General features: G+C 63.2%; 27 protein-coding genes. 12 read left to right on the forward strand and 15 right to left on the reverse strand.

The annotated features are described in order from the left end of the window. Positions 1 to 6: 6 nt before the first annotated feature. The 3 genes from IT775_RS01525 to guaA all read right to left on the reverse strand — a co-directional run bounded on the left by IT775_RS01525 (position 7) and on the right by guaA (position 3509). Positions 7 to 885: a DMT family transporter gene (locus tag IT775_RS01525; RefSeq protein WP_212699295.1), complete on the reverse strand. Its 879-nt coding sequence runs from the start codon at positions 883 to 885 to the stop codon at positions 7 to 9. A 92-nt stretch (positions 886 to 977) separates the two neighbouring features. After that, entirely contained in the window at positions 978 to 1844 is an 867-nt protein-coding gene (locus tag IT775_RS01530; protein ID WP_212699296.1) for a DMT family transporter, read from the reverse strand. 99 nt (positions 1845 to 1943) lie between these two features. Next, positions 1944 to 3509 carry a glutamine-hydrolyzing GMP synthase gene (guaA, locus tag IT775_RS01535; RefSeq protein WP_212699297.1) on the reverse strand — a complete coding sequence of 522 codons (1566 nt, stop codon included), beginning with the start codon at positions 3507 to 3509 and terminating at the stop codon, positions 1944 to 1946. Positions 3510 to 3671: 162 nt separating this feature from the next. Between guaA and IT775_RS01540 the strand changes: the two genes are divergently transcribed. Then, on the forward strand, positions 3672 to 4787 hold the full coding sequence (locus IT775_RS01540) for an alpha/beta fold hydrolase (RefSeq protein WP_212699298.1): 1116 nt from the start codon (positions 3672 to 3674) through the stop codon (positions 4785 to 4787). A gap of 60 nt (positions 4788 to 4847) precedes the next feature. Here IT775_RS01540 and IT775_RS01545 read toward each other — a convergent pair whose 3' ends face one another. Further along, positions 4848 to 6086: an OmpP1/FadL family transporter gene (locus tag IT775_RS01545; RefSeq protein ID WP_212699299.1), complete on the reverse strand. Its 1239-nt coding sequence runs from the start codon at positions 6084 to 6086 to the stop codon at positions 4848 to 4850. 269 nt (positions 6087 to 6355) lie between these two features. On the opposite strand from IT775_RS01545, the gene IT775_RS01550 reads away from it, so the two are divergent. Beyond that, positions 6356 to 7900 carry a trimethylamine methyltransferase family protein gene (locus IT775_RS01550; RefSeq protein ID WP_212699300.1) on the forward strand — a complete coding sequence of 515 codons (1545 nt, stop codon included), beginning with the start codon at positions 6356 to 6358 and terminating at the stop codon, positions 7898 to 7900. On the opposite strand, the gene IT775_RS01555 is transcribed toward IT775_RS01550, so the two are convergent. Next, positions 7855 to 8199, reverse strand: a complete 345-nt coding sequence (locus IT775_RS01555) for a DUF6477 family protein (protein WP_246525215.1) — start codon at positions 8197 to 8199, stop codon at positions 7855 to 7857. The two genes, IT775_RS01550 and IT775_RS01555, sit on opposite strands and share 46 nt — an antisense overlap. 333 nt (positions 8200 to 8532) lie before the next feature. On the opposite strand from IT775_RS01555, the gene IT775_RS21535 reads away from it, so the two are divergent. After that, a complete protein-coding gene (locus IT775_RS21535; protein WP_343231094.1) occupies positions 8533 to 8724 on the forward strand; it encodes a hypothetical protein in 192 nt (63 codons plus the stop codon). After that, positions 8717 to 9562 carry a DUF6456 domain-containing protein gene (locus tag IT775_RS01560; protein ID WP_343231095.1) on the forward strand — a complete coding sequence of 282 codons (846 nt, stop codon included), beginning with the start codon at positions 8717 to 8719 and terminating at the stop codon, positions 9560 to 9562. Before IT775_RS21535 ends, IT775_RS01560 begins: the two co-directional genes overlap by 8 nt. Here the strand turns inward: IT775_RS01560 and IT775_RS01565 are convergent. After that, positions 9559 to 10275 (reverse strand): VIT1/CCC1 transporter family protein, encoded by a 717-nt coding sequence (locus tag IT775_RS01565; protein WP_212699302.1) that lies wholly within the window; start codon positions 10273 to 10275, stop codon positions 9559 to 9561. The two genes, IT775_RS01560 and IT775_RS01565, sit on opposite strands and share 4 nt — an antisense overlap. A 154-nt stretch (positions 10276 to 10429) precedes the next feature. Between IT775_RS01565 and IT775_RS01570 the strand changes: the two genes are divergently transcribed. Continuing rightward, positions 10430 to 11389 carry a hydrogen peroxide-inducible genes activator gene (locus tag IT775_RS01570; protein WP_212699303.1) on the forward strand — a complete coding sequence of 320 codons (960 nt, stop codon included), beginning with the start codon at positions 10430 to 10432 and terminating at the stop codon, positions 11387 to 11389. Between the two features lie 60 nt (positions 11390 to 11449). Here the strand turns inward: IT775_RS01570 and IT775_RS01575 are convergent, their stop codons facing one another. Then, positions 11450 to 12001: a peroxiredoxin gene (locus IT775_RS01575; protein WP_212699304.1), complete on the reverse strand. Its 552-nt coding sequence runs from the start codon at positions 11999 to 12001 to the stop codon at positions 11450 to 11452. 262 nt (positions 12002 to 12263) lie between these two features. Here IT775_RS01575 and lipA point away from each other — a divergent pair, with 262 nt between their 5' ends. Beyond that, positions 12264 to 13214: a lipoyl synthase gene (gene lipA / locus IT775_RS01580; protein ID WP_212699305.1), complete on the forward strand. Its 951-nt coding sequence runs from the start codon at positions 12264 to 12266 to the stop codon at positions 13212 to 13214. A gap of 179 nt (positions 13215 to 13393) precedes the next feature. Here the strand turns inward: lipA and IT775_RS01585 are convergent, their stop codons facing one another. The 4 genes from IT775_RS01585 to hpt form a co-directional block, all read right to left on the reverse strand. Beyond that, on the reverse strand, positions 13394 to 14284 hold the full coding sequence (locus IT775_RS01585) for a cytochrome c (protein WP_212699306.1): 891 nt from the start codon (positions 14282 to 14284) through the stop codon (positions 13394 to 13396). A 15-nt stretch (positions 14285 to 14299) separates the two neighbouring features. After that, on the reverse strand, positions 14300 to 14758 hold the full coding sequence (locus IT775_RS01590) for a c-type cytochrome (RefSeq protein WP_212699307.1): 459 nt from the start codon (positions 14756 to 14758) through the stop codon (positions 14300 to 14302). An 84-nt stretch (positions 14759 to 14842) separates the two neighbouring features. Beyond that, positions 14843 to 15016, reverse strand: coding sequence for a hypothetical protein (locus tag IT775_RS01595; protein WP_212699308.1), 174 nt, complete (start codon positions 15014 to 15016; stop codon positions 14843 to 14845). Positions 15017 to 15023: 7 nt separating this feature from the next. After that, positions 15024 to 15575 carry a hypoxanthine phosphoribosyltransferase gene (hpt, locus tag IT775_RS01600; protein ID WP_212699309.1) on the reverse strand — a complete coding sequence of 184 codons (552 nt, stop codon included), beginning with the start codon at positions 15573 to 15575 and terminating at the stop codon, positions 15024 to 15026. Positions 15576 to 15644: 69 nt separating this feature from the next. Here hpt and IT775_RS01605 point away from each other — a divergent pair, with 69 nt between their 5' ends. Together IT775_RS01605 and IT775_RS01610 are read left to right on the forward strand one after the other, a co-directional pair. Continuing rightward, on the forward strand, positions 15645 to 16097 hold the full coding sequence (locus IT775_RS01605) for a type II toxin-antitoxin system RatA family toxin (RefSeq protein WP_212699310.1): 453 nt from the start codon (positions 15645 to 15647) through the stop codon (positions 16095 to 16097). A 36-nt stretch (positions 16098 to 16133) separates the two neighbouring features. After that, entirely contained in the window at positions 16134 to 17438 is a 1305-nt protein-coding gene (locus IT775_RS01610; RefSeq protein ID WP_212699311.1) for an MmgE/PrpD family protein, read from the forward strand. 50 nt (positions 17439 to 17488) lie between these two features. Here the strand turns inward: IT775_RS01610 and IT775_RS01615 are convergent, their stop codons facing one another. The 4 genes from IT775_RS01615 to IT775_RS01630 form a co-directional block, all read right to left on the reverse strand. Next, complete coding sequence (locus tag IT775_RS01615) at positions 17489 to 18667, reverse strand: ammonium transporter (RefSeq protein WP_212699312.1); 1179 nt, start codon at positions 18665 to 18667, stop codon at positions 17489 to 17491. A 153-nt stretch (positions 18668 to 18820) separates the two neighbouring features. Next, a complete protein-coding gene (locus tag IT775_RS01620) occupies positions 18821 to 19297 on the reverse strand; it encodes a CinA family protein (RefSeq protein WP_212699313.1) in 477 nt (158 codons plus the stop codon). Then, a complete protein-coding gene (locus IT775_RS01625) occupies positions 19294 to 19785 on the reverse strand; it encodes a phosphatidylglycerophosphatase A family protein (protein ID WP_212699314.1) in 492 nt (163 codons plus the stop codon). The genes IT775_RS01620 and IT775_RS01625 overlap by 4 nt, the downstream gene beginning before the upstream one ends. Then, a complete protein-coding gene (locus IT775_RS01630) occupies positions 19782 to 20921 on the reverse strand; it encodes a bifunctional 2-C-methyl-D-erythritol 4-phosphate cytidylyltransferase/2-C-methyl-D-erythritol 2,4-cyclodiphosphate synthase (protein WP_212699315.1) in 1140 nt (379 codons plus the stop codon). Before IT775_RS01630 ends, IT775_RS01625 begins: the two co-directional genes overlap by 4 nt. Positions 20922 to 21125: 204 nt before the next feature. Between IT775_RS01630 and dusB the strand changes: the two genes are divergently transcribed. From dusB to IT775_RS01650, 4 genes are all read left to right on the forward strand, one after another. Continuing rightward, positions 21126 to 22109, forward strand: coding sequence for a tRNA dihydrouridine synthase DusB (gene dusB, locus IT775_RS01635; protein WP_343231096.1), 984 nt, complete (start codon positions 21126 to 21128; stop codon positions 22107 to 22109). After that, the gene (locus IT775_RS01640; RefSeq protein WP_212699317.1) at positions 22106 to 23203 is read left to right on the forward strand and encodes a two-component system sensor histidine kinase NtrB; all 1098 of its coding nucleotides are present in this window, start codon (positions 22106 to 22108) and stop codon (positions 23201 to 23203) included. The genes dusB and IT775_RS01640 overlap by 4 nt, the downstream gene beginning before the upstream one ends. After that, complete coding sequence (locus IT775_RS01645) at positions 23203 to 24576, forward strand: response regulator (RefSeq protein WP_212699318.1); 1374 nt, start codon at positions 23203 to 23205, stop codon at positions 24574 to 24576. The genes IT775_RS01640 and IT775_RS01645 overlap by 1 nt, the downstream gene beginning before the upstream one ends. Before the next feature lie 101 nt (positions 24577 to 24677). Beyond that, a complete protein-coding gene (locus IT775_RS01650; RefSeq protein WP_343231097.1) occupies positions 24678 to 26933 on the forward strand; it encodes a sensor histidine kinase NtrY-like in 2256 nt (751 codons plus the stop codon). Positions 26934 to 26935: the final 2 nt, after the last annotated feature.

Consider the following 26935-nt stretch of genomic DNA (forward strand, 5'->3'; position numbering starts at 1 on the left):
AAGGGGTCAAACCCTATTCCGCTTTCGCTCCGCCAGCCGCAGCACCCGCCCGTCGATCGCCAGCAACCCGGCGGCCAGCAGGACGAACCCGGCATAGGCGCGCGGCGGCAGGTCTTCGCCCAGGACCAGCGCGCCCAACAGGATGGCGAAAGGGGTCAGCAGCGGCGTGACAAGCATCAGGTTGCCAGCCCCGGCAATCGCCAGCACCCGGTAATACAGCAGGTACGCCCCGGCAGTGGCGAACACCGACAGGTACAGCAGCGCCATCCAGCTCGGCGCGGCAAGGGAAAGATCGGGAATGCCCTCGATCGACAGCGCGACCGGGATCATCATGAGAGTGCTCATGCTCAGCATCCCGGCGGCGGCCACTTGCGGCCGCAACCCGCCCAGCCGCGCCCGCGCCCAGCTGCCCGCCAATCCGTAGCTGACCGAAGAGGCCAGCATCGCCAGCTGCGCCAGCGAGGTCGGGTCGAACTGGGTCAGGGCAGAGGGGCCGATCACCATCGCCGAACCGGCAAAGCCAAGCGTGATCCCGGTCAGCTTGCGCCGGCTGAGCCGTTCATCGGCGAACACCAGCGCCGCCATCAGCACGCCGAATATGGCGGTCGAGGCATTAAGGATACCGGTCAATCCCGTCGGGATATGTTGCTGCGCCCAGGTGATCAGGGTGAAGGGCACGGCATTGTTCAGCAGCCCCATCACCGCGAAGGCGCCCCAGATGCGCAGGTCTCGCGGCACCGGCAGGCCGCGGATCAGCACCACCGCCCAAAGCACCACAGCCGCCCCGAAAAGACGCAGCGCGACCGTGCTCAGGTAACCAAGCTCGCGCAGGACCAGCGCGGTGGACAGGAAGGACGCGCCCCAGATCGCCGCTAGCAGCAGCAATTCGGACCAAGGCGCGCAGGGAAAGCGTTTTCTGCGTCATGCGGCGACACTGGCGCGCGGGCAGGGCGCGTTCAATCCGATTGTTGCGTTTCTCACCGCCGGGTTTCGCCCCAGATATTGAGGTAGTTGCCGGCAAAGATCACCAGCGCGCCGACAATGACCCAGATGTCGACCATCTCGCCATAGATCAGCATGCCGACGACGGCCACGATCGGCAGCCGGGTGAAATCGATCGGCATCACCACGCTGGCCGGGGCCAGGGACAGCGCCGTGGTCAAGCAGAAATGCGCCAAGAGTCCGGCACAGCCGATCAGCACCAGCCAGGGCAGCGATTGCGCGGAGGGCACAGCGATGTCGCCGTCGAACCCGGCGCAGACCACGCCGAACACGGCCTGCATGACGGTCAGGTAGAACAGGATGCTGATGATGGTTTCCCGCCGCGTCAGCTTGCGGGTGAAAATCGCCGTGCAGGCAAACCCGATCGCCGCCATCGCCGCCGCGGCCTGGCCGAATTCCAGCGGCGTGGCACCGGGACGGGCGACGATCAGGATGCCGACGAAGCCGATCAGCGCGGCGATGGCCCGGATCGGCGTGATCCGTTCGCCCAGCAGCAGCGGTGACAGCACCACCACCCAAAGCGGCGAGGTGAATTCCAGCGCGAAAACCTGCGCCAGCGGGATCACGGTGATGGCGTAGAACCACAGGTTCTGACCGGTGAAGTGAAACAGGTTACGGATCAGGTGCAGGCCCAGATTGTCGCGCCGGACCTGGCCCAGCCTGCCGGTTGCCAGCGCCACGCTCATCACGATGCAGATGCCGACGAAGCTGCGATACATCATGACTTCGAAGGTATCGAGCTCGAAACTGAGCGCGCGCCCGGCCACCGCCATCGAGGTGAAGGAGGCAATCGCGCCGCTCATCCACAGCGCCGCCTTCAAAACATCCGCCCCGGCCGTCATCTTCCCCCCAAATCGCTTCTTCTGTTCAAAAATATCCCGGGGGAGTCGCCCAAGGGGCGACGGGGGCAGAGCCCCCTTTGGCCGCCCCTCAGCCAAGCATCATTCCAGCTCGATCGTGCCCGGCGGTTTCGAGGTGCAGTCGTAGAACACCCGGTTCACGCCCTTCACCTCGTTGATGATCCGCGTCGCGGTCTCGCCGAGGAATTCATGGGTGAACGGGTAATAATCCGCCGTCATCCCGTCGACCGATGTCACCGCCCGCAGCGCCAGCGCGTAATCATAGGTCCGCCCGTCGCCCATCACGCCCACCGTGCGCATCGGCAGGATGGCGGCGAAGGCCTGCCAGATCTCGTCATAAAGCCCGTGCTTGCGGATCTGGTCGATGTAAACCGCATCCGCCTCGCGCAGGATGCGGAGCTTGTCGCGGCTGATCTCGCCGGGGCAGCGGATCGCCAGGCCCGGCCCGGGGAAGGGATGCCGGCCGATGAACGAGGCCGGAAGACCCAGCTCATGCCCAAGCGCGCGCACCTCGTCCTTGAACAGTTCGCGCAGCGGTTCGACCAGTTTCAGCCCCATCTTTTCCGGCAGCCCGCCCACGTTGTGGTGCGACTTGATGGTGACCGACGGCCCGCCCGAAAAGGACACGGATTCGATCACGTCAGGATAGAGCGTGCCTTGCGCGAGGAACTCCGCCCCCTCGATCTGGTTGGCGTATTTCTGGAACACGTCGATGAAGAGCCGACCGATGGTCTTGCGCTTGACCTCGGGGTCGGACACGCCCTCCAGTTCGCCCAAGAACAGGTCGGATTCATCGGCATGGATCAGGTTCAGATTATAGTTCTCGCGGAACATCTGGACGACCTGCTCGGCCTCGTTCTTGCGCAGCAAGCCGTGGTCGACAAAGACACAGGTCAGCTGATCGCCGATCGCTTCGTGCAGCAGGATGCCGGTGACCGAACTGTCGACGCCGCCGGAAAGGGCGCAGATCACCTTCTTGTCGCCGACCTGTTCGCGGATCTTCTCGATCATCTCTTCGCGATAGGCGCCCATGGTCCAGTCGCCGCTGAACCCCGCCAGCTTGATGAAATTCTCGTAGAGCGTCGCGCCGTTCGGGGTGTGGTGCACTTCGGGGTGGAACTGCACCGCGAAGAAGTTGCGCGACAGGTCCGCGGTGATCGCGAAGGGCGCGCCGGGCGAGGTGCCGTAGACGTCAAACCCGGGGGCAATTTCGGCCACGTGGTCGCCGTGGCTCATCCAGACCTGTTCCTTGCCTTCCAGGAACCACCCGTTGAGGAATTCCGGACGGTCCTCGGAGGGCGTCACGTAGGCGCGGCCGAATTCGGCGGTAGCGTGTTCGCCGGCTTCCACCTTGCCGCCCAGATCGTGCATCATCACCTGCTGGCCATAGCAGATGCCGAGGATCGGAACGCCCAGATCGTAGACCGTTTTCGGCGGCCGCGGAGACCCGTCGCGCATCACGCTGTCGGGCCCGCCCGAGAAGATCACCGCTTTCGGCCCGAATTCGGCCAGAAACGCGTCGGTGACGTTCTGATAGGGGTGTATTTCGCAATAGACGTTCAGTTCACGCAGACGACGCGCAATCAGCTGCGTCACCTGGCTTCCGAAGTCTATGATGAGAAGGCGGTCATGCGATGTCTGTGTCATGTTTGCCTAGTAGGGCCGAAGCCGTGCAAGGTCAATGCAGGACAGCACCGCGATGCCCTCGGATCGGATTTCCGGTGCGTTTGCCAATTCTGTCGGTACCGCAGGCAGTAGGATTGATCCACCGCAAGGCAGCGCGAGCGCCGCAGTGAAATCCTGTGCTCAATGGTTTCCGTCGTCCGTCCCATCGCCTACGCCTTCGCCGCCCTGTTGCTGCTGCTCGCCGCGAGCATGGCCACAACCGGAAGCCCGGGGCGTGCGGTTCTTCTTGTCCTAGCCGCCGTCGCGGTGTCGCCCGCGCTCGGTCATGTTGTGCAACGGCGGGGCGGGCAGGGGCGCGCGATCCTGCGTCGCGCCGCCATTATCATCGCCGCGCTCGGCGCTTTCGGGTTTATCACCGCCTCGAACAGCCGCGACAGCATTTATGCCAGCCAGGAAATCCGCGACCGGTTCCACGCCATGTATCGGGAAAAGCTCGCCGACTGGCCGGCCCCGTATGTTTCCGTCAGTGCTGCAACCGATTACGGCAACGTTCATGTGCTGGTGAGCGGCCCGACTGACGGACCGCCAATGCTTCTGCTACACGCTTCGGGTGTGGGAAGCTGGTCGTGGTACCACAATATCGGTGCGTTGAGCGGCCCTTATCGAACCTATGCAATCGACCTGATCGGCGACGCGGGCCTGAGCGAATACGACACCCTGCGGCACAGGATGAAGAACGGGCGGGATCAGGCAGAACATTACAGAGCGATCATGGATCATTTCGGGATAGACCGTGCCGTCGTGGTCGGCGCCTCCGAAGGCGGTTTCATTGCAACCTACCTTGCGCTTCACCACCCCGAGAGGGTGTCGCGGATGATCTTGCTGGGTCCGATGGGGTATTCGGGCGCGGTAGGCGCTATCGTCCGGATTACGCTGACGCAGATGTTTCCGTTTCGCTGGCTACAAGACGCGACTTTCCGCTGGGCTTTCAGCAATGACGAGGGGCTTAGGACCGAATACGCGCAATGGTTCCCGCTGCTGATGGAGGGCGTTTTCCCGCAAAAGGTCGCACCCCTGCCATTTTCAGCCGAAGAGCGTCAGAGGGTTACAGTGCCGACCATGTTCGTTTTCGGAATGCGCGACAACCTTGTCGGGGATGTCGAAAAGGCGCGGGCGCTGGTTCAGGACATGCCGGATGTGACTGTCGAAACCGTGGAGGCCGGTCATCTCATGGACGGTGAGGTTCCCGAAACCATCGACCGCCTGATCCTGGAATTTGCGGCCCGGGACAGGAGATGAAGCAAAGAAAAACGCGAGGCCCCTTAAGGCCCCGCGCGGAATCGTCCGATGGTCAGACGGTTACCATTTCCAGGTCATGGCGACGGACAGTTCGTCCTGGCTCATCTGGGTGGAAATCGGCGTTACACCGTCCAGGGCCATCACCCCCGACAGAGAATTGTCGAAGGCGTGGGAATAAGACACGTGGAATTCACGCCGGTCATTGATCCGCATCGTGCCGCCGATCGTGGCATGCCATTGCGGCGTTGCCGGTGCCAGCGTGTTCAGCGTCACCTGCGAAGAATCGGTGAACATCGTGTTGTAGGACACGCCGCCGCGCACCGTCCATTTGTCGCTGGCGCGGTATTCGGCGCCGATGCGGATCACGTCCATGTCGTCCCAGCCGAAACCGGGGCCGTCGGCGGCGCCAAGCGGGCTGGCGGTCGGGAAGGGATTACCCAGAGCTGCGACCTTGGAATAGAAAATCCGTTCCCATTCCGCGGTTAAGGTCCAGGCCGCGTTCGATTGCGGGGTGTAGGACAGGCCGACCTTGGCGGTTGCCGGAATGTCGAAATCGCCGCCCTCGGCGAAGAGGCCGGAATATTTCTCGAACGGCTCCATGTAGATCCGCGACCGGTAGCTGGCGCCGAAGGTAAACCCGTTGCCCGCGTTGATCACCGCGCCGACCATGGCGCCGGCGCCGAACGACCAGTCGTCGCCATTATCAGACAGCGCCGTTGCATCCGCCGAAAAGCCGCCGAAACCCGCCAGGCCAGTGGCCGAGAACCGCTGCGCGGCGATGATCGGGGCAAAGCCCAGCGACAGGCCGTTATCCAGATCGGTGGCATAGTTCACCTGGATGAAAAGCTGTTCCAGATTCACCCCCAACGGCCCGGGGATCACGCCGCCGCCGAAGAAGTTGGTCTGATATTCGGTATTCATGCCGCCGTTGCCGTACATCAGCACGCCGAGCGTCGATCCGTTTTCCAACCGGAAATTGCCGCCGCCACAGGGGACGGGGAAGAATTCCTTGTCACTGTCGAAGGTTCCCATGCCGGTGATCGTGGTCGACCGCTTGGGCGAAAACAGGCTCAGGCAGGCGCCCGCCTGATCGGGGTAACGGGTGCCCATGGCGGGATTCGCGGTCAATCCCATGACACCGGTGCCGATGGCGACGCCGGACCCGGCCATGCCTTTCGATTCAACGCTTGTGCCGTTGGAAAAATACCCGGTGGTCGCCACAGCCGGGGCTGCGAATAGCACGAGCGAAGTTGTGGCCAGAACGCCCAAGGGGCGCCGGCCGGCGAATTGTCTTGTCATATTTTCTCCTCCCAGACGGGTAAAAACCCTGAAGACCGGCCTCATTATGTGTTTCCAGGGCGCGGTGCTCCGAAATGGATAATTATATGCGCATGTGTAAATGTAAACATAAAATGCGTTTTTTCGAATATAACCGGCCAGAGGCCCGCCCGGCAATGTCGTATTTTTCCCTTGGAAGCCGCAATTCGCGCAGGCCGTGACGCCTTCTTTGGCTTAAACATGTGGCAAAGGCGGTTTCCGCTGCGCGCATAGGACAAAGGCAGGACGAGATGAACGAGACAACAGCACGTCGGCGGTCAAGGACAGGCGGAGGCGCGGCGCGTCGGGCGCAACGCAGCGCGGTGTCCTTCGAGACCGCGAAATACATCGAACGCAACATCCCCAATTTCGAGGTGTTGAACGACGAAGCGCTCGAGATTATCGAAGCCAATGCCGAAACGATCCTCGAAGAGATCGGCGTCAACTTCGTCAACAATCCCGCCGCGCTGCAACGCTGGCGTGACGCCGGGGCGGACGTGAGGGGCGAACGGGTTCACATTCCCCGTGGTCTGGCCCGCGAGTTGTGCAAGACGGTACCGGCGAAGTTCACCCAGCACGCGCGCAATCCCGAACGCAACGTGGAAATCGGCGGCAAGAACCTGGTGCTGGCACCGGTTTACGGCCCGCCCTTCGTGCATGATGTCAAGGGTGGGCGCCGCTACGCCACGATGGAAGATTTCCGCAACTTCGTGAAACTGGGCTACATGTCGAAATGGCTGCACCATTCCGGCGGCACCGTTTGCGAACCGACCGACGTAGCGGTGAACAAGCGGCATCTCGACATGCTGCATGCGCACATGACGCTGTCCGACAAACCCTTCATGGGCTCGGTCACCGATCCGTCACGGGCGCGCGATAGCGTCGAGATGTGCGAAATCCTGTTCGGCAAGGACTTCGTGCAGGACAACACGGTGATGACGTCGCTCGTCAACATCAATTCGCCGATGACCTTCGATGACGTGATGATGGGCGCGCTGGAAGTCTATGCAAGCAACAATCAAGCCTGCATCGTGTCGCCCTTCATCGTCGGCGGCGCGATGGCGCCGGTATCGGTGGCCGGCACCCTGACGCAGGTTCTGGCCGAGGTTCTGGCCGGCGTCGCCTACAGCCAGCTGATCCGCAAGGGCGCGCCGGTGATCATGGGCGCCTTCGTGACCTCGATCGACATGAATTCCGGGGCCCCCACATTCGGCACGCCCGAGGCAAGCCATATCACCTACGGCGCCGGTCAGCTGGCCCGCCGTCTGGGCCTTCCGTTCCGGTCGTCCGGGTCGTTCTGCGGTTCGAAACTGCCCGATGCGCAGGCGGCCTATGAAACCGCCAACAGCCTGAACATGGGATTGCTGTCGGGCGTGAACTTCATGCTGCACGCCTGTGGCTGGCTCGAAGGCGGTTTGGTGGCGTCCTACGAAAAATTCGTGATGGATGCCGATCAACTGGGCGCGCTGCACAAATTCGCCGCCGGGGTGGCGATCGACGTAAACGCGCAGGCGATGGATGCGATCCGCGAGGTCGGGCCCGGCGGGCATTACCTGGGCTGCACCCATACCCAGTCGAATTTCAAGTCGGCGTTCTGGCGCTCGGACGTGTTCGATTACAAACCGTTCGAAACCTGGGCCGAAGAAGGCAGCCGCGACACGATGGCATTGGCCTCGGCCCGGGTGGACAAGTTGCTGGGCGAATACCAGCAACCGGCAATGGATCCGGCACTGGCCGAAGCGCTCGCCGGCTATGTGGCCGACAAGAAGGCCTCGGTGCCCGACGCGATGGGCTGAACCGCGGTCAGATCGGGAAGCGATGTGCGCAGCAGGCGCGCTTCGCCCATGATAGCGATCAGAACCTCGACATGACGGGCGCAGGAATACCTGCAGCGGTCGGACTGCCGCTGCAGGTTCAAGTCGCGTTCGATCTCGATCAACTGGATCAGGCCCAGCCCGCTTCGCGGCAAGGCCTCGATTTCCAGAAGGCGGGCCAAGTGCTCGTTTCGATTGTATTGATCTGCACCGTTCCGCGCCGCGCGGATCAGCAGGCCAGGGCGCTTCATACGGCGTAGCATTCCAAAAACATCGGTCATTTTTCATCTCCGCTCAAAATCACCGCTAAAAAGTAGCACCACCATAGAGGGTGTTGCGTCGCGGACGGACGACCGAACAGATCATTCCAATGTGATTCACATTTTGGGAAGAACGTAACTAACCGGGGAAGCCGTTAACCAACGATTAGCCTTAGAAAGCTTCAGTTGTGGATGGTTCTGGGGGAAAGTTGTGCAAAACCAGGACATTAGAATTGACCTGGGAGAGTTGAAATGTCCGACAGCCTGCGAAGGGAACCTGGTACGAAACATTTGCCCGATTGGGTGCCCGGATCGGTCCTGCTTTACCTGGATCACACCGAAAGGGGGCTGTCGATGCGCAGGCTCGCGCGGCGCTCGGGTTGTCATGCCTCGACCGTGATGCGGCAAATTCGCAAGCTCGAAAACCGCCGCGATGACCGGTTGATGGACGAAGCGCTCAAGCGGTTGCGCGGCCAATATGTCGGTGAGACCCGGGCTGGTTTTCCTCGGAGCGAAACTCAAAAGGAATGCCAAATGAATGTTTAAAAAATCGTCTGCCTGCAAGCTACCGGACGAGGCCCACCTGAAGCAGGAGGCGCTGCGTATCCTGCCACGGCTGTGCGAAAAGACGGCCATGTTGGCGGTTGCGGCCGATATGGAAAAGGCGGTCGTGGTGCGCGAGGATGAAACCGGCGGCAACACCCGAACGGCGGTGGTCGATCGCGGCATCGCCGAAGCGATGGCGCTGAACAACTGGATCGATTGCGCCGATCCGGGCCGAATATCGCGCTATCACATCACGGCCGAAGGGCGCGCCGCGCTGGCCCGGCTTCTGGCGCAGGCCGAAATCCGTGCTCAGGCCGGCTTCGCAGAGGCACCTACCGCTTTCAATATGGCGCCCGATGATGGGGAGGGAACCGCTTCAATCCCCGGACAGGCACCGTTGCGTCGCCACCGCTACAACGCGGCGGAATCGCCGATGATGCTGCTGGCCCGGCGCAAGGACCGGAACGGCAAGCCGTTCCTGAGCCCGGACCTGGTGGCGGCGGGCGAAAGGCTGCGTGAAGATTTCGAGCTGGCGCGGATGGAAACGCCGACGCCCCAGGACTGGGACCGGGTGCTGTCGCCGGCCGAACCCGGCGACGTGCGGGATGGAAAAGAAGGGGCCACCGCGCGCGAAAGGGTCGCCAGTGCGCTGAGCGACCTCGGGCCGGGGCTGGGCGATGTCGCCTTGCGCTGCAGTTGCTACCTCGAAGGGCTGGAAGCCGCGGAAAAGCGGATGGGATGGTCGGCGTGGTCGGGCAAGATCGTTCTGCGCATCGCCTTGCAGCGGTTGAAGATGCACTACGAAAACCTGGGCGAATCCGCCGCGATGATCGGTTAACCGCCCACCAGCCAGCCGACGAAGAACGCCACCGCCGCGCAGATCGACCCGACGCCCAGCGTTTCGGTCACCGCGCGGCCGTAGCTTTCGCGCGTCGCCCAGCCGCGCAGCACACCCAGAAGCGCCAGCGCCAGCAGGGTCAGGCTCAGCGACAACCGGAAACTGGCCTCATCGGCGGTGCGAAACAGGTAGGGCAGGATCGGCAACAGCCCGAACACCACGAAGGCCGCGAAGGTGACCAGCCCGTTCAGCGCCGGGTTTTCGCTTTCCGGCGCGGCGCCGGCATTTTCCTGGCTCAGCAGCATGTCGGCCATCATAGGCGCATGTTTCGACATCGCCTCGGCCGCCTGTTGCGCCTCCGACGGCGGCAGCCCGCGTTTGCCGAAATGATCCGCCAGCCGGGCGGTTGCACCGCTCTGGTCCCGTTGGATCATTTCCAGCCGTTCGGACCGGCGGCGGCGATACATCTGGTGCTGCGACCGGGCCGACAGGAATTCGCCCAACCCCATGCTGACGGCATCCGCAAAGAGGTTCGCCAGCCCGAACACCACAACGGCCAGCCCGCCGATCTGCACCAAACCCTCTGCCTGTGCTCCCGCGAAACCCGCGACTATAGCGAAGGTTGTGACGATCCCGTCATTGCCGCCATAAACGATCTGCTTGAGGTAATCGCGCACACGATCTAGGGTTCCGTTGGTTTTGTGCTCAGTCATGCGGATCAATCTGTTGTCTGTTCGGTTCAACTATAGAAACTGACGGGAAAAGAAACAGGGGGTCACACCCCCAGAGTCGAAAAGACTACCGAGCACGTTTCGGGCAACGATAAGCCCCCTTTGCCTCCGTGATGCAATACGATAATCGGAAGTTATGAACATCACGCTCAGGCAACTGGAATATTTCATCGCACTGGCCGAGCTGCGCAATTTCGGCCGCGCCGCCGAAAGCGTGCATATTTCGCAGCCCGCGCTGTCGGTCCAGATCCGTGAACTCGAAGCCCAGCTGGGTCAGCAGCTGGTCGAACGCAAGGCGCGGGATGTTGCGCTGACGCCGTTCGGCCGCAAGATCCTCGACCATGCCGAACGGGTGCTGGGAGAAATGCAATCGCTGAAGGAACAGGCGCGCTGGCACGACGGTCTTGCCGGCAAGCTGCGGCTGGGGATGATCCCCACCATCGCCCCCTATGTCCTGCCCGCCGCACTGGCCGCGCTGCGTTCGCGTGATATCCGGCTCGACGTGCAGGTGCAGGAAGGCAAGACCGACCAGCTGATCGAGGCATTGCGCGCGGGCGAACTGGACGTGGCGCTGCTGGCGTTGCCGACGCTTGAAATGGACATGGCCGAGGTCCCGTTGTTCGAGGATCGTTTCGTGCTCGCGGGCACCGAAAAACGGCTGCAGGCCCTCGGGCCGATGCGTGAAAACCTGCGCCCCGACGCGCTTGGCCACAGCCAGCTGATGCTGCTCGAGGACGGCCACTGCCTGACCGATCAGGCGCTTGAAATCTGCGGCCGCAACCGTGGCCACGCCCAGATCAACATGGGCGCTTCGTCGCTGGCGACGCTGACGCGGCTGGTGGCGGCGGGATTCGGGCTGACCTTGATGCCGGAACTGGCGATCAGCGCCGAAACCCCGGCCAGCCCCACCTTGCGGATGGTGCGCTTCGCCGGGACCGAGCCGGGGCGGCAGGTCGGACTGGTCCATCGTAAATCCACCCGGGGCGGTGCCTGGCTTGAGGCACTGGCCGAGATCCTGACCACGGCCGGGCTGGACCAGATCGAAAAGGCGCGGGGGCTGGTCGGGCAGGCCGCCGCATCATCCCGGACCGGCTAGCAAAACAAAACCCGCGGGCCAAGCGGCGCCGCGGGTTCCGTTCGGTGACTGGTAACGCGATTACTCGGCGGCGACGTCGGCCGTGGCGTTTTCCAGATACTTCAGCAGGTTTTCCGGCGAGCTTTCGCCATAGGGATCTTCACCGTGGTTGTCGGCGCGACCGGGTTCTTCGAACCACGCTTCGACCTTGCCATCATTGATGATGGCGGCATAGCGCCAGGACCGCATGCCGAAGCCCAGGTTGTCCTTGGCGACCAGCATGCCTACCTTGCGGGTGAATTCGCCCGAACCGTCGGGGATGACCTTGACGTTCTTGATGCCCTGGGCTTCGGCCCATTTGTTCATCACGAAGCTGTCGTTCACCGACATGCAGTAGATTTCGTCGATCCCCAGATCCTCGAACTTGCCGAAGTTTTCTTCGAAACCGGGCAGCTGGTAGGTCGAACAGGTCGGGGTGAAGGCGCCGGGCAGCGAAAACAGGATCACGCGCTTGCCGGCGAAGTAATCGGCGGTGGTCACGTCCTGCCAGCGGAACGGGTTCGGGCCGCCGACGGATTCGTCGCGCACACGGGTGTGGAAGGTCACGTCGGGCAGTTTCAGGCCAGCTTGCATTGGCAAATCCTCTTTTGTTCGGGTCTTCGGGTGAGCTACCTTTTAATCATTCTAAAATCGGCGGCAATCCCGTTTCTGCACGCGCAGCCTGAGAGAAGTTGTAAGAATTCATGGGCATATCGAGAGAAAGTCGTTATTTTCCCGCGACAATCGTGCAGCTGCGGCATTATGTCCTGCCCGATCTGCATAACGGTTATGCAGTGCTGGCGGTTCCTTGATCGGCGAACTATAGTAGAAGCAGCCAAAACAACAGGACAGTCCCGTGCGCGATCTGAAAATCCCTCAGCAACGTCACCCGGAAAAGGCGCATCGCCCCGACAATGCCCAGCCCAAGAAACCCGACTGGATTCGGGTCAAGGCGCCGGTTTCGGACGGTTACAAGCAGACCCACAAGATCATGCGCGAACACAACCTGGTCACGGTTTGCGAAGAAGCGGGCTGCCCCAATGCCGGCGAATGCTGGAGCCAGGGCCACGCCACCATGATGATCATGGGCGACATCTGCACCCGCGGCTGCACCTTCTGCAACATCGCCACCGGCCGGCCCGATACGCTCGACGTGTTCGAACCGGGGCGGGTCGCCGACGCGGTGCAGAAGCTGGGGCTGAACCACGTGGTGGTGACCAGCGTCGACCGTGACGACCTGAAGGACGGCGGCGCGGACCATTTCGCCCAGACCATCCGCGCCATTCGCCACCGTTCGCCCGGCACCACGATCGAAATCCTGACCCCGGATTTCCTGAAATGCGATTCCTCGGTACTGGAAACGATTGTCGAAGCGAAACCGGACGTGTTTAACCACAACCTCGAAACCGTGCCCGGGCTTTACCCCGAAGTGCGCCCCGGCGCGCGCTATTTCCATTCGCTGCGCCTGTTGCAGCGTGTCAAGGAACTGGACCCGACCATGTTCACCAAGTCGGGCATCATGGTGGGGCTGGGCGAAGACAAGCAGGCGGTGCATCAGGTGATGGACGACATGCGCGCAGCCGATATCGATTTCCTCACCATCGGCCAATACCTGCAGCCGACGCCGAAACACCACGCAGTCGACCGGTTTGTGCACCCCGATGAATTCGCATCCTACGAAAAGGCGGCTTACGGCAAAGGTTTCCTGATGGTGTCGGCCACACCGCTGACCAGGTCGTCCTACCACGCCGGCGACGATTTCTCCCGGCTGCGCGCCGCGCGGCTGGAAAAGCTGGGTCAGGCTTGATTACATCATAGGCTGGGGGCGCCGCCCCCAGACCCCCGGGATATTTCTGAAAAGAAGAAGTTCAGGATATCACCGCCTTCTTCTTTTCAAAATATCCCCGCCGGAGGCAGGCCCGAAAGAAAATGCCGGAGGCATTTTATTGAGATATAAAGCGCGCCCGGAACGGGCGCACAATCGGATCACTCTACCGCCGGGACGGCCTTGAGATAGGCGGCAATGGCGCGGCGATCCTCGATCGGCAATTTCGCGAGGTTCTGCACCACCTCGGCCATCTCGCCCCCGGCGCTGTCATAGTCCGGGGTGAAGCCGGAGGTGAAATATTCCACCAGATCGGCCACGGACCAGTCGAGCTTGCCCGGGGTGATATTGGGAATTCTGCCCTTGCCCGAGGGATTCGGCGCGCCCGCCAGCCAGCGGGTATAATCGATCCCGCCAAGGGCATTACGCGGGCTGTGACATTCGCCGCAATGGCCCAGTCCCTCGGCGAGGGTGCGGCCACGGGCGGCCTCGGGCGGCAAGTCGCCGGCGACCACCTGATCGGGGCCGGTGAACAGGAATTTCCAGCCCCCCAGCAAACGGCGGAGCGAGAAGGGGAAGCCGACCTCATGCGGCGTATCGGGAACCGTCGAGGCCGGCAGGGTCTGCAGGAAGGCCCACAGATCCACCATGTCCTGCAGGCTGGCGCGGGCATAGGACGTGTAGGGGAAGGCCGGATAGTAATGATCGCCCCCCGGCGCCGTGCCGTGGCGCATCGCGTTGACCAGATCGGCCGCCTGCCAATCGCCGATCCCGTAGACCGGGTCCGGGGAAATGTTTGGGGCATAGAACGTACCGAAATCGCTGGCGAAGGCGCGCCCGCCCGACAGAACCAGCCTTTCATCGCCCTCGGCGCCGGGGGCGGAATGGCAGGACGCGCAACCGCCTGCCCAGAACGCTGCTTCGCCGCGCACGGCATCGCCGGCCAGACCGGCGATATCGTTTTCGCGCACGCGTTCGGGGGTGGTGATCCACCAGAACGCCGCGCCCGCCAGAAGCATCGCGAAGGCGACGTATCCTGCAACCTTGAACATATCGCCCCGTCCGGATCAGCTATCCGGCGCGCGATAGGCCTTGTGGCAGGCCCCGCAGGCCCCGCCCAGCGGCCCCATCGCACCCTGCAGCGCCTCGAGGCTTTGGCCGGCGGCCATTTCCATGCCTGCCGCGGCCTCGCCCAGGGCCATCACCTTTTTCATCACATCGTCGCCGTTTTCCCACATGGCGGGCAGGGCGCGGGTACCATCGGCCGACATTTCATCCGACCCTTCGGGCCACAGACGCGACGAATCGAGCTTGGTCAGCATTGCCAGGCTTGCAGCGGCGGCGCCGGCCTTGTCGGCGTCATAGGGTACGGCGCCTTTGGCCATGCCGCCCAGAAGCCCGAGGTAATGAGCATAGAGCTTCATCTGACCCTGACGGGCCTTGATTGCCGCCTCGTCGGCGGAAACCGCGCCGGCGACCCCGCCAGCGAGGGTGAGAGCGAGGGTGAGCTTGGTAATGGCTTTCATCGGTGAAACTCCGCTTTGGCTGCTAATAAGACGCACCTTAAACGGCGGGCAGGCGGAAGGAATTCACAACTTCGTCAGAACCGTTCAGGGACGCATGAATCGTCCGCGCCCTTCGACCGTCGCCCAGTCCGGCCAGCCAATCCAGCGTTCCACCGCATAAACGACCAAGCAGATCACGATGATGAGAAGAACCAGCCGGACCCGGCGCGCGGAGGGCGGATTGCGCGCCCATTTCGACATCCGGAACAACCAGTGCATCGCGGTCTCAGGCCTTGTCCTCGTCGACGAAGCGGACCTTGCCGATATGGGGCAGGTTGCGGTTGCGCTGCGCGAAATCGATGCCGTAGCCGACGACGAATTCGTCGGGGATCTCGAACCCGATCCAGTCGGCCTTTACGTCGGTTTCCCGGCGCGTCGGTTTGTCCAGAAGGGCGATGGTTTTCAGCCGCTTCGGGTTGCGCGATTTCAGCAGGCCCAGCACGTGGGTCAGCGTGTAGCCTGTATCGACGATGTCTTCGACGACCAGCACGTCGCGGCCTTCGATTTCGCCGCGCAGATCCTTCAGGATGCGCACCTCGCGGCTGCTTTCCATCGCGTTGCCGTAGGACGATGCTTCGAGGAAATCGACCTCCACCGGCAGGTCCAATTCGCGCACCAGATCGGCAATGAATACGAAACTGCCGCGCAGTAGCCCGACCACGACGAGCTTCCTGGTATCGGAGAATTCCTTTTCGATCTCGCGCGCCAGGGCTTCGATCCGCGCGGCGATCTGTTTGGCTGAAATCATCTCGTCGATGACATATGGACGCTCCGGCATGACACCCCCTTGCATTTCCGGGCCCAGTCTACGAAATGATCCCCCACTGTCACGCGAAAAAGGGGCAACATGCCGACCCATTCCGAAACCCGGCACCTGCCATACACGGCGCAGCAGATGTACGATCTGGTGGCCGATGTGGCGGCCTATCCGAAATTCCTGCCCTGGTGCGCTGCAGCGCGGATACGCAAGGTCACGCCGCAGGGCGACGGGACCGAGGTGATGGAGGCCGATCTGGTGATCAGCTTCAAGGTGTTTCGCGAACGCTTCGGCAGTCGGGTCGCCCTGAATCCGCAGGCGCTGTCGATCGACACCGAATATCTGGAAGGGCCGTTCAAGTACATGAAATCGAACTGGTCCTTCGCCGCGGCCGGGGATGGCTGCGACGTGTCCTTCTTCGTCGATTTCGAATTCAAGAACGCGGTGTTGCAGGGCATCATCGGCGTGGTGTTCAACGAAGCGATGCATCGCATCGTGCGGGCCTTCGAAAGCCGGGCGGAAGCGCTTTACGGCAGCCGCTGAATCGCTAACCTGCCTCGCGAGACGAGGGAGGATGTCGTGACAGGTATCACGCAGAGCATCGCCGCATTCGCGGCAGGCACAGCACCGGAACGCAGCGCCCTGGAGGCAATGGCCGTCATGCGGTTGTCGCTTCTCGACTGGCTGTCGGTGGGCATCGCCGGGCGGGACGAACCGGTCTCACGCATCGTGCGCGACTTGGTACAGGAGGAAGCCGGGGCAGCACAGGCCACGGTCTTCGGCAGCGACGCGAAGGTCCCGGCGCGGGCGGCGGCGCTTGCCAATGGCACCATCGCCCATGCGCTGGATTACGACGACACCCATTTCGCCAACATTGGCCATCCTTCGGCGCCGGTGGTGGCGGCGGCGCTGGCGGTGGCGGAAAAGATCGGGGCGGACGGCGAAGCGTTTCAGACCGCCTGCCTGATCGGGGTGGAGTGTTCGACCCGCGTCGGGATCTGGCTGGGCCGCGATCACTACCAGGGCGGGTTCCACCAGACCGGAACCGCAGGGACCTTCGGCGCGGCGATGGCGGCGGCGCGGTTGTTGGGTCTGGACGCGGATCAGTGCGAAATGGTGCTGGGATTGGCCGCGACCCGCGCATCGGGGCTGAAATCGCAATTCGGCACCATGGCGAAACCGTACAATGCCGGGCTTGCCGCGTCGAACGGCGTGGAAGCCGCGGAACTGGTGGCGCGCGGCTTCGTCGGCAACCCGCTGGGGCTGGAAACGGCGCAGGGTTTTGGGCCCACCCATATGGGACAAGCGGACATGTCCGCATTGGACGGGCTGGGGCACGATTGGGTGTTCCCGCGGGTCAGTCACAAGTTCCACGCCTGCTGCCACGGTCTGCACGCGGTACTGGAGGCGGCGCGGTCGCTGGACCGGATCGATCCCGGCAAGATCGCGGCAATCCGAGTGCGTACCCATCCGCGCTGGATGACCGTGTGCAACCAGCCAGAGCCGATGACGGGCTTGGGGGCGAAATTCAGCTATGCGACAGTGTTGCCGATGCATTTCCAGGGTTTCGATACCGGCACGCTGGACAGCTATACCGACGCGCTCTGCGCCGATCCCGAGATCCAGCGGCTGCGGAAGCTGGTCGAGGTGACTGCGGATGACACGGTCAGCGAAACCGGCGCGGTGCTGGAGGTGAGCCTGAGAGATGGCGAGAGCGTGATCGCGACCCATGACCTGAACGCACCGATGCCGCTCGAGGCGCGCGAGGCGAAGGTCAGGGCGAAATCGGCAAGCCTGATCGGGGCAGGGCGGTCCGACGCGGCGTGGCAGGCGATTTGCGCAAATGCAGCCGTTTCGGACTTTTCAGCTTTCCTGTCATCATGACGGAAACGGGCCCCGTTTGGGGCCCGTTCCGTGTTGTCTTTTCATCGCGCTCACGATCTGTGATCGTAGGCACGTTCCCCGTGAACGCTGAGGTCCAGACCGTTTGTTTCGGTTTCGGCGTCCACCCGCAGCGGGGTGATCATGGCGACGACCTTGGCGATGATGACCGAGGCCACCAGGGTGAAGGCGCCGACGATCGCAAGGCTGCCCAGCTGCGCCATCCAGCTTCCCGCGCCGAATGCAGCGATCATGATCGTGCCGAAAATACCGCCGACGCCATGCACCGCGAACACGTCCAGCGTATCGTCGATGTGCAGCTTGTTGCGGATCACGTTGACCATTTCCTGACACAGCACACCGGCGATCGCGCCGATGATCAGCGCCTCGACCGGGCCGACGAAGCCGCTGGCCGGAGTGATCGAGGCCAGCCCGGCGATGGTGCCGGTCACTAGCCCCACCAACGACGCCTTACCGTATTTGATCCGTTCCCACAGCGCCCAGCTCAGCGACGCGGTGGCGGCCGAAATGTGGGTCACGGTCAGCGCCATCGCGGCGCCACCATCAGCGGCCAGCTGCGACCCGCCGTTGAAGCCGAACCAGCCGACCCACAGCATCGCGGCGCCGATCATCACGTAGCCGGGATTGTGCGGCGGCGTCGTCCTGTTGCGGCGCGCGCCCAGCATGACGGCCAGCACCAGCGCCGCGATGCCTGCGGTTTCATGCACCACGATGCCGCCGGCGAAATCCTTCACGCCCGTGTCGCCGAAGATGCCGCCATCGGCCAGCATCCCGCCGCCCCAGATCCAGTGCGTGACCGGCGCGTAGACGACCAGCATCCATAACGCCGAAAACAGCAGCACGAAGCCGAAGCCGATCCGTTCCACATAGGCACCGACGATCAGCGCGGGCGTGATGATGGCGAATGTCATCTGGAAGGCGAAGAACAGCACTTCGGGCAGGGTGCCCGACAGGGTGTCTGTGGTGATCCCGTTGAGGAACAGCTTGCCCAAGCCACCCCACAGCGCGCCGCCGTCGCCAAAGGCCACCGAATAGCCAAGCGCGAACCACAGCACGCTCATCAGGCAGGCGATGGCATAGCAATGCATGAAGACGCTCAGCACGTTGCGCGCGCGTACGAGGCCGCCGTAAAACAGCGCCAGTCCGGGCAACGTCATGAACAACACAAGCGCTGTGGCGACGATGATCCAGGCGGTATCCGCTCCGTTCATTGATCCTTCCTTCCCTTTTCAAGTTGGCGCGGATCAAATGTGAATGCGGCGCAAAAGAAAGCATCAATGCGCCCCGGGGGGCGTTTAAACAGGCGTCAGTTTGCAAAATGATTAATTGTTAGGCGCAAAAAGCGGCTAATGGCGCATTGGTGATCAACTGTTGTCTGCCGCATATTTCAGCAAGTCGAACGCTTTTTGCACAGACCGGGCGCGAACATTGGCGCGACCCAACGGGCCGAACTCTACGGTTTCGGTCAGGACAGGGCGGCCTTTCACGGCCAGTCCGAAGCAAACCCGGCCCTCGGGTTTGTGTTCCGAACCGCCCGGCCCGGCGATACCGGTGATCGAAACGGTCACGTCGGCGTTGGAAAATTCCAGCGCCCCTTCGGCCATTTCGCGCGCCACTTCCTCGGACACCGCGCCGACAGCGTAAAGCGACTGTTCCTTCACGCCCAGCATTTCGACCTTGGCGGCGTTGGAATAGGTGACGAAACCGCGCTCGACCACATCCGAGGACCCGGGCACATCGGTCAAGGCGGCCATCACCATGCCGCCGGTGCAGCTTTCGGCGGCCGCAATGCGCCATCCAAGCGCCCGGTAGCGGTCCAGGATATCTGACGCCGCGCTCATAGCCCCAGCACCCCGTGCGAGATGCCGGCGCCGATCATCACCACGATGCCGGCGAACACCCCGGCGATCACGTCGTCCAGCATTACCCCCATCGGACCGCCGCGCCGGTCGGCCCAGCCGACGGGACCGGGTTTCCAGATGTCGAACAGCCGGAACGCCACGAAGGCGGTGACCCAGCCGGGCCAGAGCGCAAGAACGTCCGCCCCGTTCATGTCGGCCCCGATCAGGGCAGGCGCGAGCGCGATCCACTGGCCCGCCACCTCGTCGATGACGATCTCGCTGGGGTCCTTGTCGGCCTTGCCTTCGGTTTCCTTTGCCGTCGCCCACCAGCCCAGAGCGAACACCGCGACGGTGGCGATCAGGAACAGCGGCACACCACCCAGCAGGTAAAGCGCGTAGGCCGCGGGCAGGGCGGCCAGCGATCCCCAGGTGCCGGGGGCAGGGCGCAGGTGGCCGACATAGAAGAAGGTCGCGATCAAATGTGTCATGGTTTCACCAAGGTTGCGGTCGCCAACGCGGCGATGCCTTCGCCGCGCCCGGTAAAGCCCAGCCGTTCGCTGGTCGTGGCCTTGACCGATACGCGGTCGGGATCGAGCCCCATGATCCGGGCCATTTCCGCCTGCATCGCGGCGGCATGCGGCCCCACCTTGGGGTATTCGCAAACCAGAGTGCAATCGACATTGCCGATCTTGAACCCTTTCGAGGCGGCCAGATCGACAGCGTGCTTCAGGAAAATCTCGCTTGCCGCGCCTTTCCATTGCGGGTCCGACGGCGGGAAATGGCGGCCGATATCGCCCTCTGCCAGTGCGCCATAGATCGCGTCGGTGACCGCGTGCATGCCGACATCGGCATCCGAATGCCCCTGCAGCCCGCGATCATGCGGCACCTGTACGCCGCACAGGATCACGTAATCGCCATCACCGAAACGGTGCACGTCGTAACCATTGCCAAGACGGATATCCATCTGTCCCCCAAGTATGCGTTCAGCCCGCGCGAAGTCCTCGGGCCGGGTGATTTTCAGATTGCTTTCTTCGCCCGGAACGATGGCCACTTCAACCCCGGCGGCACGCGCCACCTCGACATCGTCCGCCGCCCCGCCGGGATGGGCGCGGTGCGCCGCCAGCAGGGTGGCGAAATCGAACCCCTGCGGCGTCTGCGCCCGGTAAAGCCCCTCGCGGTCCTGCACCCCCTGCACGATCCCGTCCTCACCACGCCATAGCGCATCGACGACGGCCAAACCCGGTGCGGCCCCGCAATGGGTGTCGAGTGCCGCCAGAACCGCCTCGATCAGCGCCGGGCCCACACAGAGGCGCGCCACGTCATGGACCAGAACCTTGCCGACACCGTCACCCTCCAGCGCCTCGAGCCCGTTCAGCACCGAGGCGTCGCGCGTCGCGCCGCCATGGGCGATGCGGAGCTTGGGGTGATCGGACCAGTCGCCAAGGAATGCATGATCGTCGGGATGGATGACCAGCATGACGATGTCGATACCCGGATGGTCGGCAAAGGCCCGCAGGGTCCAGTCCGCCACCCGGCGCCCGGCCAGCGCGCGCCATTGCTTGGGCAGCCCGCCCCCGGCACGGCTGCCGCGGCCGGCGGCAACGATGAGCGCAGCGGTTTTCATCTCGGAACGCATCCTTCGGCAGATTGCGGTTTGCTCGTCACAGTGCATAGGACGTGCGGCGAAGAAGGGCAATCCACACAGACACCCGGCTTGTGTGCCTAAAAATTAGGCATATGTATGGAGGCAGGTTCAAAACTGGGCGGGTTTCATTGCGGATCGGCCCCCTCTGGGTTAGCCAGAGGCAAATGCACAAGGATTAGGCACGTGTCTCTGACGCTCGCTGACAACACCCTCACACCGCCCGTCTTCCTGGCCCCGCTGGCCGGAATCACCGATCTGCCATTCCGCGACCTGGTTGCGGGATTCGGCGCCGGATTGGTAGTCAGCGAAATGGTTGCCAGCCAGGAAATGGTGCAGGCCAAGCCCGGTGTGCGGGAACGGGCCGAACTGGGGTTCGGCAAGGCCAATACCGCGGTGCAACTGGCCGGGCGCGATGCCGAATGGATGAGCCGCGCCGCCAGGATGGTCGCGGATAACGGCGCCAAGCTGATCGACATCAACATGGGCTGCCCGGCGAAGAAGGTGGTGAACGGCTATTCCGGGTCGGCGCTGCTGAAGGACCTGGACCATGCGCTGACCCTGATCGAGGCGGTGGTCGACGCGGTCGACCTGCCGGTGACGCTGAAAACCCGGCTGGGCTGGGACGACGACCTGTTGAACGCGGCTGATCTGGCGCGGCGGGCTGAAGATGCCGGCATCCGGATGATCACCATCCATGGCCGCACCCGGTGCCAGTTCTACAAGGGCCGCGCCGACTGGGCCGCGATCCGCGAGGTGAAAGAGGCCGTGTCGATCCCGGTGATCGCGAATGGCGACATCTGTTCGGCCGAGGATGCGCGTCGGGCGATGGCGCTGTCGGGCGCCGATGGGGTGATGATCGGGCGCGGCGCGCAGGGCAAACCGTGGCTGCTGGCGCAGGTCGCGGCAGAACTGTTTGGACAAGAGGCACCGAAAGTGCCCGAAGGCGAGGAATTTGCAGACATGGTGATCGCGCATTACGAAGCGATGCTGGATTTCTACGGGCCCAATCTGGGCCTGCGCGTGGCGCGCAAGCATCTGGGCTGGTACATGGATGGCGCCGGCACCGGGCCGGTCGCCCGCCGCGCCATCCTGACCGAACGTGATCCTGCACGGGTGATCGCGCAGTTGCCCGCGGCACTGCTGTATCCGGAACGGGCCGCAGCATGAGCGCGCAGACCGAGGACAAGATGATCTGGTCGTCGCTGCCCATTCCCGGCGTGATCGTCGATCCGCAGGACAACATCTGCGACATCAACCCGGCCGCCGAAGGATTCCTGAACGCCTCCGTGAAAACCATCCTGGGCGAACCGGTCTGGGACCGGATCATGATCGACGCGCCGCTTGAAGAAGCGTTCGAGCGCGCCCGCGCCACCAATTCGCCGCTGTTCGTCAACGATGTCGATGTCGGCACCGGCAGCCGCGCGCCGCTGCATTGCAACCTGCAGATCGCGCCGTTGCAGGGGCAGCCCGGGCACATGATTTTCCTGATCTCGCCGCGCGAACTCGCGGGGCGCATGACCCAGAACCATTCGGTGAAGTCGGCCGCGAAATCGGCCATCGGCATGGCCGAGATGCTGGCCCATGAAATCAAGAACCCGCTGGCCGGCATCACCGGCGCTGCGCAGCTTCTGTCGATGAACCTCAGCGCCGAGGACATGGAAATGACCGACCTGATCGTGTCGGAAAGCCGCCGCATCGTGAAGCTGCTTGAACAGGTGGAACAGTTCGGCAACCTGAGCGAACCGCACCGGGTGCCGGTCAATCTTCATGATGTCCTGGATCGGGCACGGCGCTCGGCGCTGCTGGGCTTCGGCGCCCACATGAAGATCGTCGAGGATTACGACCCCTCGTTGCCGCTGGCGCTCGGCGATCCCGACCAGTTGCTCCAGGTCGTTCTCAACCTGATCAAGAACGCCGCGCAAGCCGCTGACAAGGAAGGCGGAACCATCCGCCTGCACACGTTCTACGAACATTCCTTCCGGCTGCGCCGGGCCGATGGCACCGGGCAGTCCCTGCCGCTTCAGATCGAAATCATCGATGACGGCCCGGGCCTGCCCGACGACATCAAGGGCGATATTTTCGATCCCTTCGTATCAGGCCGCGAAAACGGCACCGGGCTGGGGCTGGCGCTGGTCAGCAAGATCATTTCCGATCACGACGGCTGGATTTCCGTCGACTCCGTCCCCGGACGGACTGTGTTCAAGATTTCGCTACCGATGGCGCCCGATCCCAAACGGCGCGGTAAAAAGGAGAGCAGCTGATGGACGGCACGGTACTTGTCGCTGATGACGATCGCACGATCCGAACGGTTCTGACCCAGGCCCTGACACGGGCCGGATGCAAGGTGCACGCGACCTCGTCGCTGACCACGTTGATGCGGTGGGTCGGCGAAGGCAAGGGCGACGTGGTGATTTCCGACGTCATGATGCCGGACGGAAACGGGCTGGAAATGCTGCCCAAGATCGCCGAGGACCGGCCCGGCCTGCCGGTGATCGTGATTTCGGCGCAGAACACGATCATGACCGCGATCCAGGCGGCCGAGGCCGAGGCTTACGATTACCTGCCCAAGCCCTTCGACCTGCCCGACCTGATGAAACGCACCGCCAAGGCGTTGGAACAGCGCCGCCGCGCCGTGCCGACCGGCCCGGCGTCGGAGGAGGAAAAAGAACGCCCCGACGACCTGCCTCTGGTCGGGCGTACCCCGGCGATGCAGGCGCTGTACCGGCTGGTGGCGAAGGTGATGAATACCGACCTTCCGGTACTGATCGCGGGCGAATCCGGCACCGGAAAATCGCTGATCGCACGGGCGATCCACGATTTTTCCGACCGTCGCACCTTGCCCTTCGTCACCGTCACCGCCACTGAGTTGCAGGATATCGAAGGTCCGGCGCGTGTTCTGGCGCGGGTCAAGGGCGGTACGGTCCTGTTCGACGAAATCGGCGATGTCGACGCCGAAATACAGGCCCGCATCGTGCGGATGATGGACAATCCGGGTGAACACACGCCGCGCTTCATGGCCACCAGCCAGGGCGGCCTGTCCGACGCGCTGGACAACGGCGAGATGCGCCAGGACCTGTATTACCGGCTGAGCGGCGCGACGATCCAGGTGCCCAGCTTGCGTGAACGGGTCGAAGACATTCCGCTGCTGGCGGAACATTTCCTGCAGCGGGCCGAACGCGATGGCGCACCGTCGCGTACGCTTTCCGACGAGGCGCTGGAACTGATGCGCGCCTATAGCTGGCCGGGCAACGTGCGCCAGCTGGAAAACGCGGTGCGGCGGCTGGTGCTGACTTCGCGGGCCGAGGAAATCACCCGGTCGGAAGTGGAATCCGTGTTGGGCAACCAGCCCGATATGGAACCGGTGCTGGGCGGCGGTGACAGCGAGAAACTGTCGGCGTCGGTCGCCAGACATCTGCGGCGCTATTTCGACCTGCATGGCAACATGCTGCCGCCGCCGGGTCTGTACGCGCGAATCCTGCGAGAAGTGGAACTGCCGCTGATCGAAATCGCGTTGGAAGCGACCGGCGGAAATCAGGCGAAATGCGCCGACCTGCTGGGCATCAACCGCAATACGCTGCGCAAGAAGATAAACGATCTGGATATTCGCGTGACACGCCGCCGAAAGTTGATGTAAAATCGCAACAATAACGTGGCAAATAGGTGCCTTGCGTATCTATGCCAACAATATTTAGCGGTAAGCCGCGCAAAGCGGCACATCAGGAAGAGGGGCAGCGGGTGGCAACCCGGGCACATAAATTGCGCAGTTGGGCGAAAATCAGCCGATTGCGACGGCAGCGCCGGGTGCAGACTACCGCCACGATCGGGCTGGTGATTCTGGGGCCTGTTCTGGCGATGGCGACCTTCCTTATTCTCGGTCCCTTGGACAAGGGCGCGGCGGCCACCAGCCTGCGGATGATCCTGCTGGCCGATTTCGTCTATGTGCTGCTGGTGGCGGCGCTGGTCCTGCAACGGATCGTGGCTCTGATTTCGGCACGCAGGGCCAAATCCGCCGGGTCGCGGCTGCACATGCGTCTGACCGGCGTTTTCGCGATCCTCGCGCTTATCCCGACGGTGACGGTGGCGATCTTCGCGGCGTTGACGGTGAATATCGGGCTCGAGGGCTGGTTTTCCGACCGGGTCCGGCAGGTGGTCGGGTCGTCGCTGGAAGCGGCGCAGGCATACGAGGGCGAACACCGCCGCGACCTGACCGTTGATGTCACCGCCCTGGCCGCGCATATCAACCAGACGCGGCAAAACACCTTCTTCATGACCGACGCCGACATCCGGCAGGTGCTGACCACCGGTCAGACCCAGATTCAACGCGGATTGCGCGAAGCCTACGTGATCGACGGAACCGGCGAAATCCGCGCCCGCGGAGACCGGTCCTACCTGTTCGACTACGAACGCCCGACTGCGGAACAGTTCGAACGCGCCAACGCCGAGGGCGTGCAGATCATCGAGGATTGGGCCAACAACGAATTCCGCGCGCTGGTGCGGCTAGAGGCCTTCGTCGACCGCTTCCTCTATGTCAGCCGCGACGTGGATGGCGAATTGCTCAGCCTGCTGGATGACACCAAGGAAACCGCACAGTTCTACCAGCAACTGGAAAGCGAACGCGGCCGGGTTCTGTTCGAATTCGGCCTGATCTATCTCGGCTTCGCGGTGATCCTGATCCTGGCCGCGATCTGGCTTGGCCTGTGGTTCGCCGAACGGCTGTCGCGCCCGGTGGGACGGCTGACCGGGGCGGCGCAGCGGGTCGGGTCCGGCGACCTGGACGTGCAGGTGGTCGAGGAAGAGGGCGACGACGAAATCGCCATGCTGGGGCGTTACTTCAACCAGATGACCCGGCAGCTAAAGGCGCAGCGCGAAACCCTGTTGCAGAACACCGATCAGATCGAACGCCGCCGCAGGTTGTTCGATTCCGTGCTCAGTTCGGTCACCTCGGGCGTGGTGGGGCTTGACTCCGACGGACGGGTGACCTTCGTCAACCGGTCCGCCAAACGCTTGCTGGACTGGAACGAGGATCAGCAATCGGTGGCGATTTCCGTCGCCGTGCCGGAATTCAGCGCCCTGTTCGAACGCTTGCAGAGCGATGACCTGCGCACGGTGCAGGACGAAATCAAGGTGAGCCGGGGCGGGCGGCTGGAAAACCTGCTGGTGCGGATGTCGACGCGTTACAGCGAAGATGGCCTGCTCGAAGGCTACGTGGTCGCCTTCGACGATGTCAGCGACCTGGTGGCGGCGCAAAGAATGGCGGCCTGGGGCGACGTGGCGCGCCGCATCGCCCATGAAATCAAGAACCCGCTAACCCCGATCCAGCTGTCGGCGGAACGGATCAAGCGCAAGTTCAGCCGTCATCTGGCCGAGGCCGAAGCCGACAGCCTGGCGCAGTTGACCGAAGTTATCGTGCGTCAAACCAATGACTTGCGCCGCATTGTTGACGAGTTTTCCAAATTCGCCCGGATGCCCGAACCCGAACGCCGGCCCGAAAGCCTGACCCAGCTGGTTCAGAACGCCGTGCTGCTGCAGCAGGCGGGTCAGCCTGACGTGGACATCGTCAGCGACCTTGTCGACGACCCGCTGCTTGCGGAACTGGACGGGACGATGATCAATCAGGCGCTCACCAATTTGCTGAAGAATGCCGGGGAAGCGATTGTTTCCTATAAGAAAGAGTCCAAAAAAGACGATTTCAAGGGGATCATCCGCGTCAAAACGGAACTGGATGGCCGCAACGCGATCTTACGGATCGCCGACAACGGCATAGGCCTGCCCGAGGACCGCACCCGGCTGTTCGAACCCTATGTGACGACGCGGTCCGAGGGCACCGGGCTGGGCCTGCCGATCGTCAAGAAGATCATCGAGGAACATGGCGGCAGCCTGCAGCTGGAGGATGCGCCGATTTTCGACACCGATGCCAACGATCCCCATGCGGGCGCGATGGCGGTGATCCGGCTTTCCGTCAGCGCAGTCCGGGACAGGGCCGCGGAATAACA

Source organism: Thalassovita aquimarina (assembly GCF_018219815.1).
GTDB lineage: Bacteria > Pseudomonadota > Alphaproteobacteria > Rhodobacterales > Rhodobacteraceae > Thalassobius > Thalassobius aquimarinus.

What these genes read in the sequence shown, in the direction of transcription:
- IT775_RS01530 (WP_212699296.1), bottom strand. Translation starts at nt 1,844, where the DNA reads ATGACGGCCGGGGCGGATGTTTTGAAGGCGGCGCTGTGGATGAGCGGC.
- guaA (WP_212699297.1), bottom strand. Translation starts at nt 3,509, where the DNA reads ATGACACAGACATCGCATGACCGCCTTCTCATCATAGACTTCGGAAGC.
- IT775_RS01540 (WP_212699298.1), top strand. Translation starts at nt 3,672, where the DNA reads ATGGTTTCCGTCGTCCGTCCCATCGCCTACGCCTTCGCCGCCCTGTTG.
- IT775_RS01545 (WP_212699299.1), bottom strand. Translation starts at nt 6,086, where the DNA reads ATGACAAGACAATTCGCCGGCCGGCGCCCCTTGGGCGTTCTGGCCACA.
- IT775_RS01550 (WP_212699300.1), top strand. Translation starts at nt 6,356, where the DNA reads ATGAACGAGACAACAGCACGTCGGCGGTCAAGGACAGGCGGAGGCGCG.
- IT775_RS01555 (WP_246525215.1), bottom strand. Translation starts at nt 8,199, where the DNA reads ATGACCGATGTTTTTGGAATGCTACGCCGTATGAAGCGCCCTGGCCTG.
- IT775_RS21535 (WP_343231094.1), top strand. Translation starts at nt 8,533, where the DNA reads ATGCGCAGGCTCGCGCGGCGCTCGGGTTGTCATGCCTCGACCGTGATG.
- IT775_RS01560 (WP_343231095.1), top strand. Translation starts at nt 8,717, where the DNA reads ATGTTTAAAAAATCGTCTGCCTGCAAGCTACCGGACGAGGCCCACCTG.
- IT775_RS01565 (WP_212699302.1), bottom strand. Translation starts at nt 10,275, where the DNA reads ATGACTGAGCACAAAACCAACGGAACCCTAGATCGTGTGCGCGATTAC.
- IT775_RS01570 (WP_212699303.1), top strand. Translation starts at nt 10,430, where the DNA reads ATGAACATCACGCTCAGGCAACTGGAATATTTCATCGCACTGGCCGAG.
- IT775_RS01575 (WP_212699304.1), bottom strand. Translation starts at nt 12,001, where the DNA reads ATGCAAGCTGGCCTGAAACTGCCCGACGTGACCTTCCACACCCGTGTG.
- IT775_RS01585 (WP_212699306.1), bottom strand. Translation starts at nt 14,284, where the DNA reads ATGTTCAAGGTTGCAGGATACGTCGCCTTCGCGATGCTTCTGGCGGGC.
- IT775_RS01590 (WP_212699307.1), bottom strand. Translation starts at nt 14,758, where the DNA reads ATGAAAGCCATTACCAAGCTCACCCTCGCTCTCACCCTCGCTGGCGGG.
- IT775_RS01595 (WP_212699308.1), bottom strand. Translation starts at nt 15,016, where the DNA reads ATGCACTGGTTGTTCCGGATGTCGAAATGGGCGCGCAATCCGCCCTCC.
- hpt (WP_212699309.1), bottom strand. Translation starts at nt 15,575, where the DNA reads ATGCCGGAGCGTCCATATGTCATCGACGAGATGATTTCAGCCAAACAG.
- IT775_RS01605 (WP_212699310.1), top strand. Translation starts at nt 15,645, where the DNA reads ATGCCGACCCATTCCGAAACCCGGCACCTGCCATACACGGCGCAGCAG.
- IT775_RS01615 (WP_212699312.1), bottom strand. Translation starts at nt 18,667, where the DNA reads ATGAACGGAGCGGATACCGCCTGGATCATCGTCGCCACAGCGCTTGTG.
- IT775_RS01620 (WP_212699313.1), bottom strand. Translation starts at nt 19,297, where the DNA reads ATGAGCGCGGCGTCAGATATCCTGGACCGCTACCGGGCGCTTGGATGG.
- IT775_RS01625 (WP_212699314.1), bottom strand. Translation starts at nt 19,785, where the DNA reads ATGACACATTTGATCGCGACCTTCTTCTATGTCGGCCACCTGCGCCCT.
- IT775_RS01630 (WP_212699315.1), bottom strand. Translation starts at nt 20,921, where the DNA reads ATGAAAACCGCTGCGCTCATCGTTGCCGCCGGCCGCGGCAGCCGTGCC.
- IT775_RS01640 (WP_212699317.1), top strand. Translation starts at nt 22,106, where the DNA reads ATGAGCGCGCAGACCGAGGACAAGATGATCTGGTCGTCGCTGCCCATT.
- IT775_RS01645 (WP_212699318.1), top strand. Translation starts at nt 23,203, where the DNA reads ATGGACGGCACGGTACTTGTCGCTGATGACGATCGCACGATCCGAACG.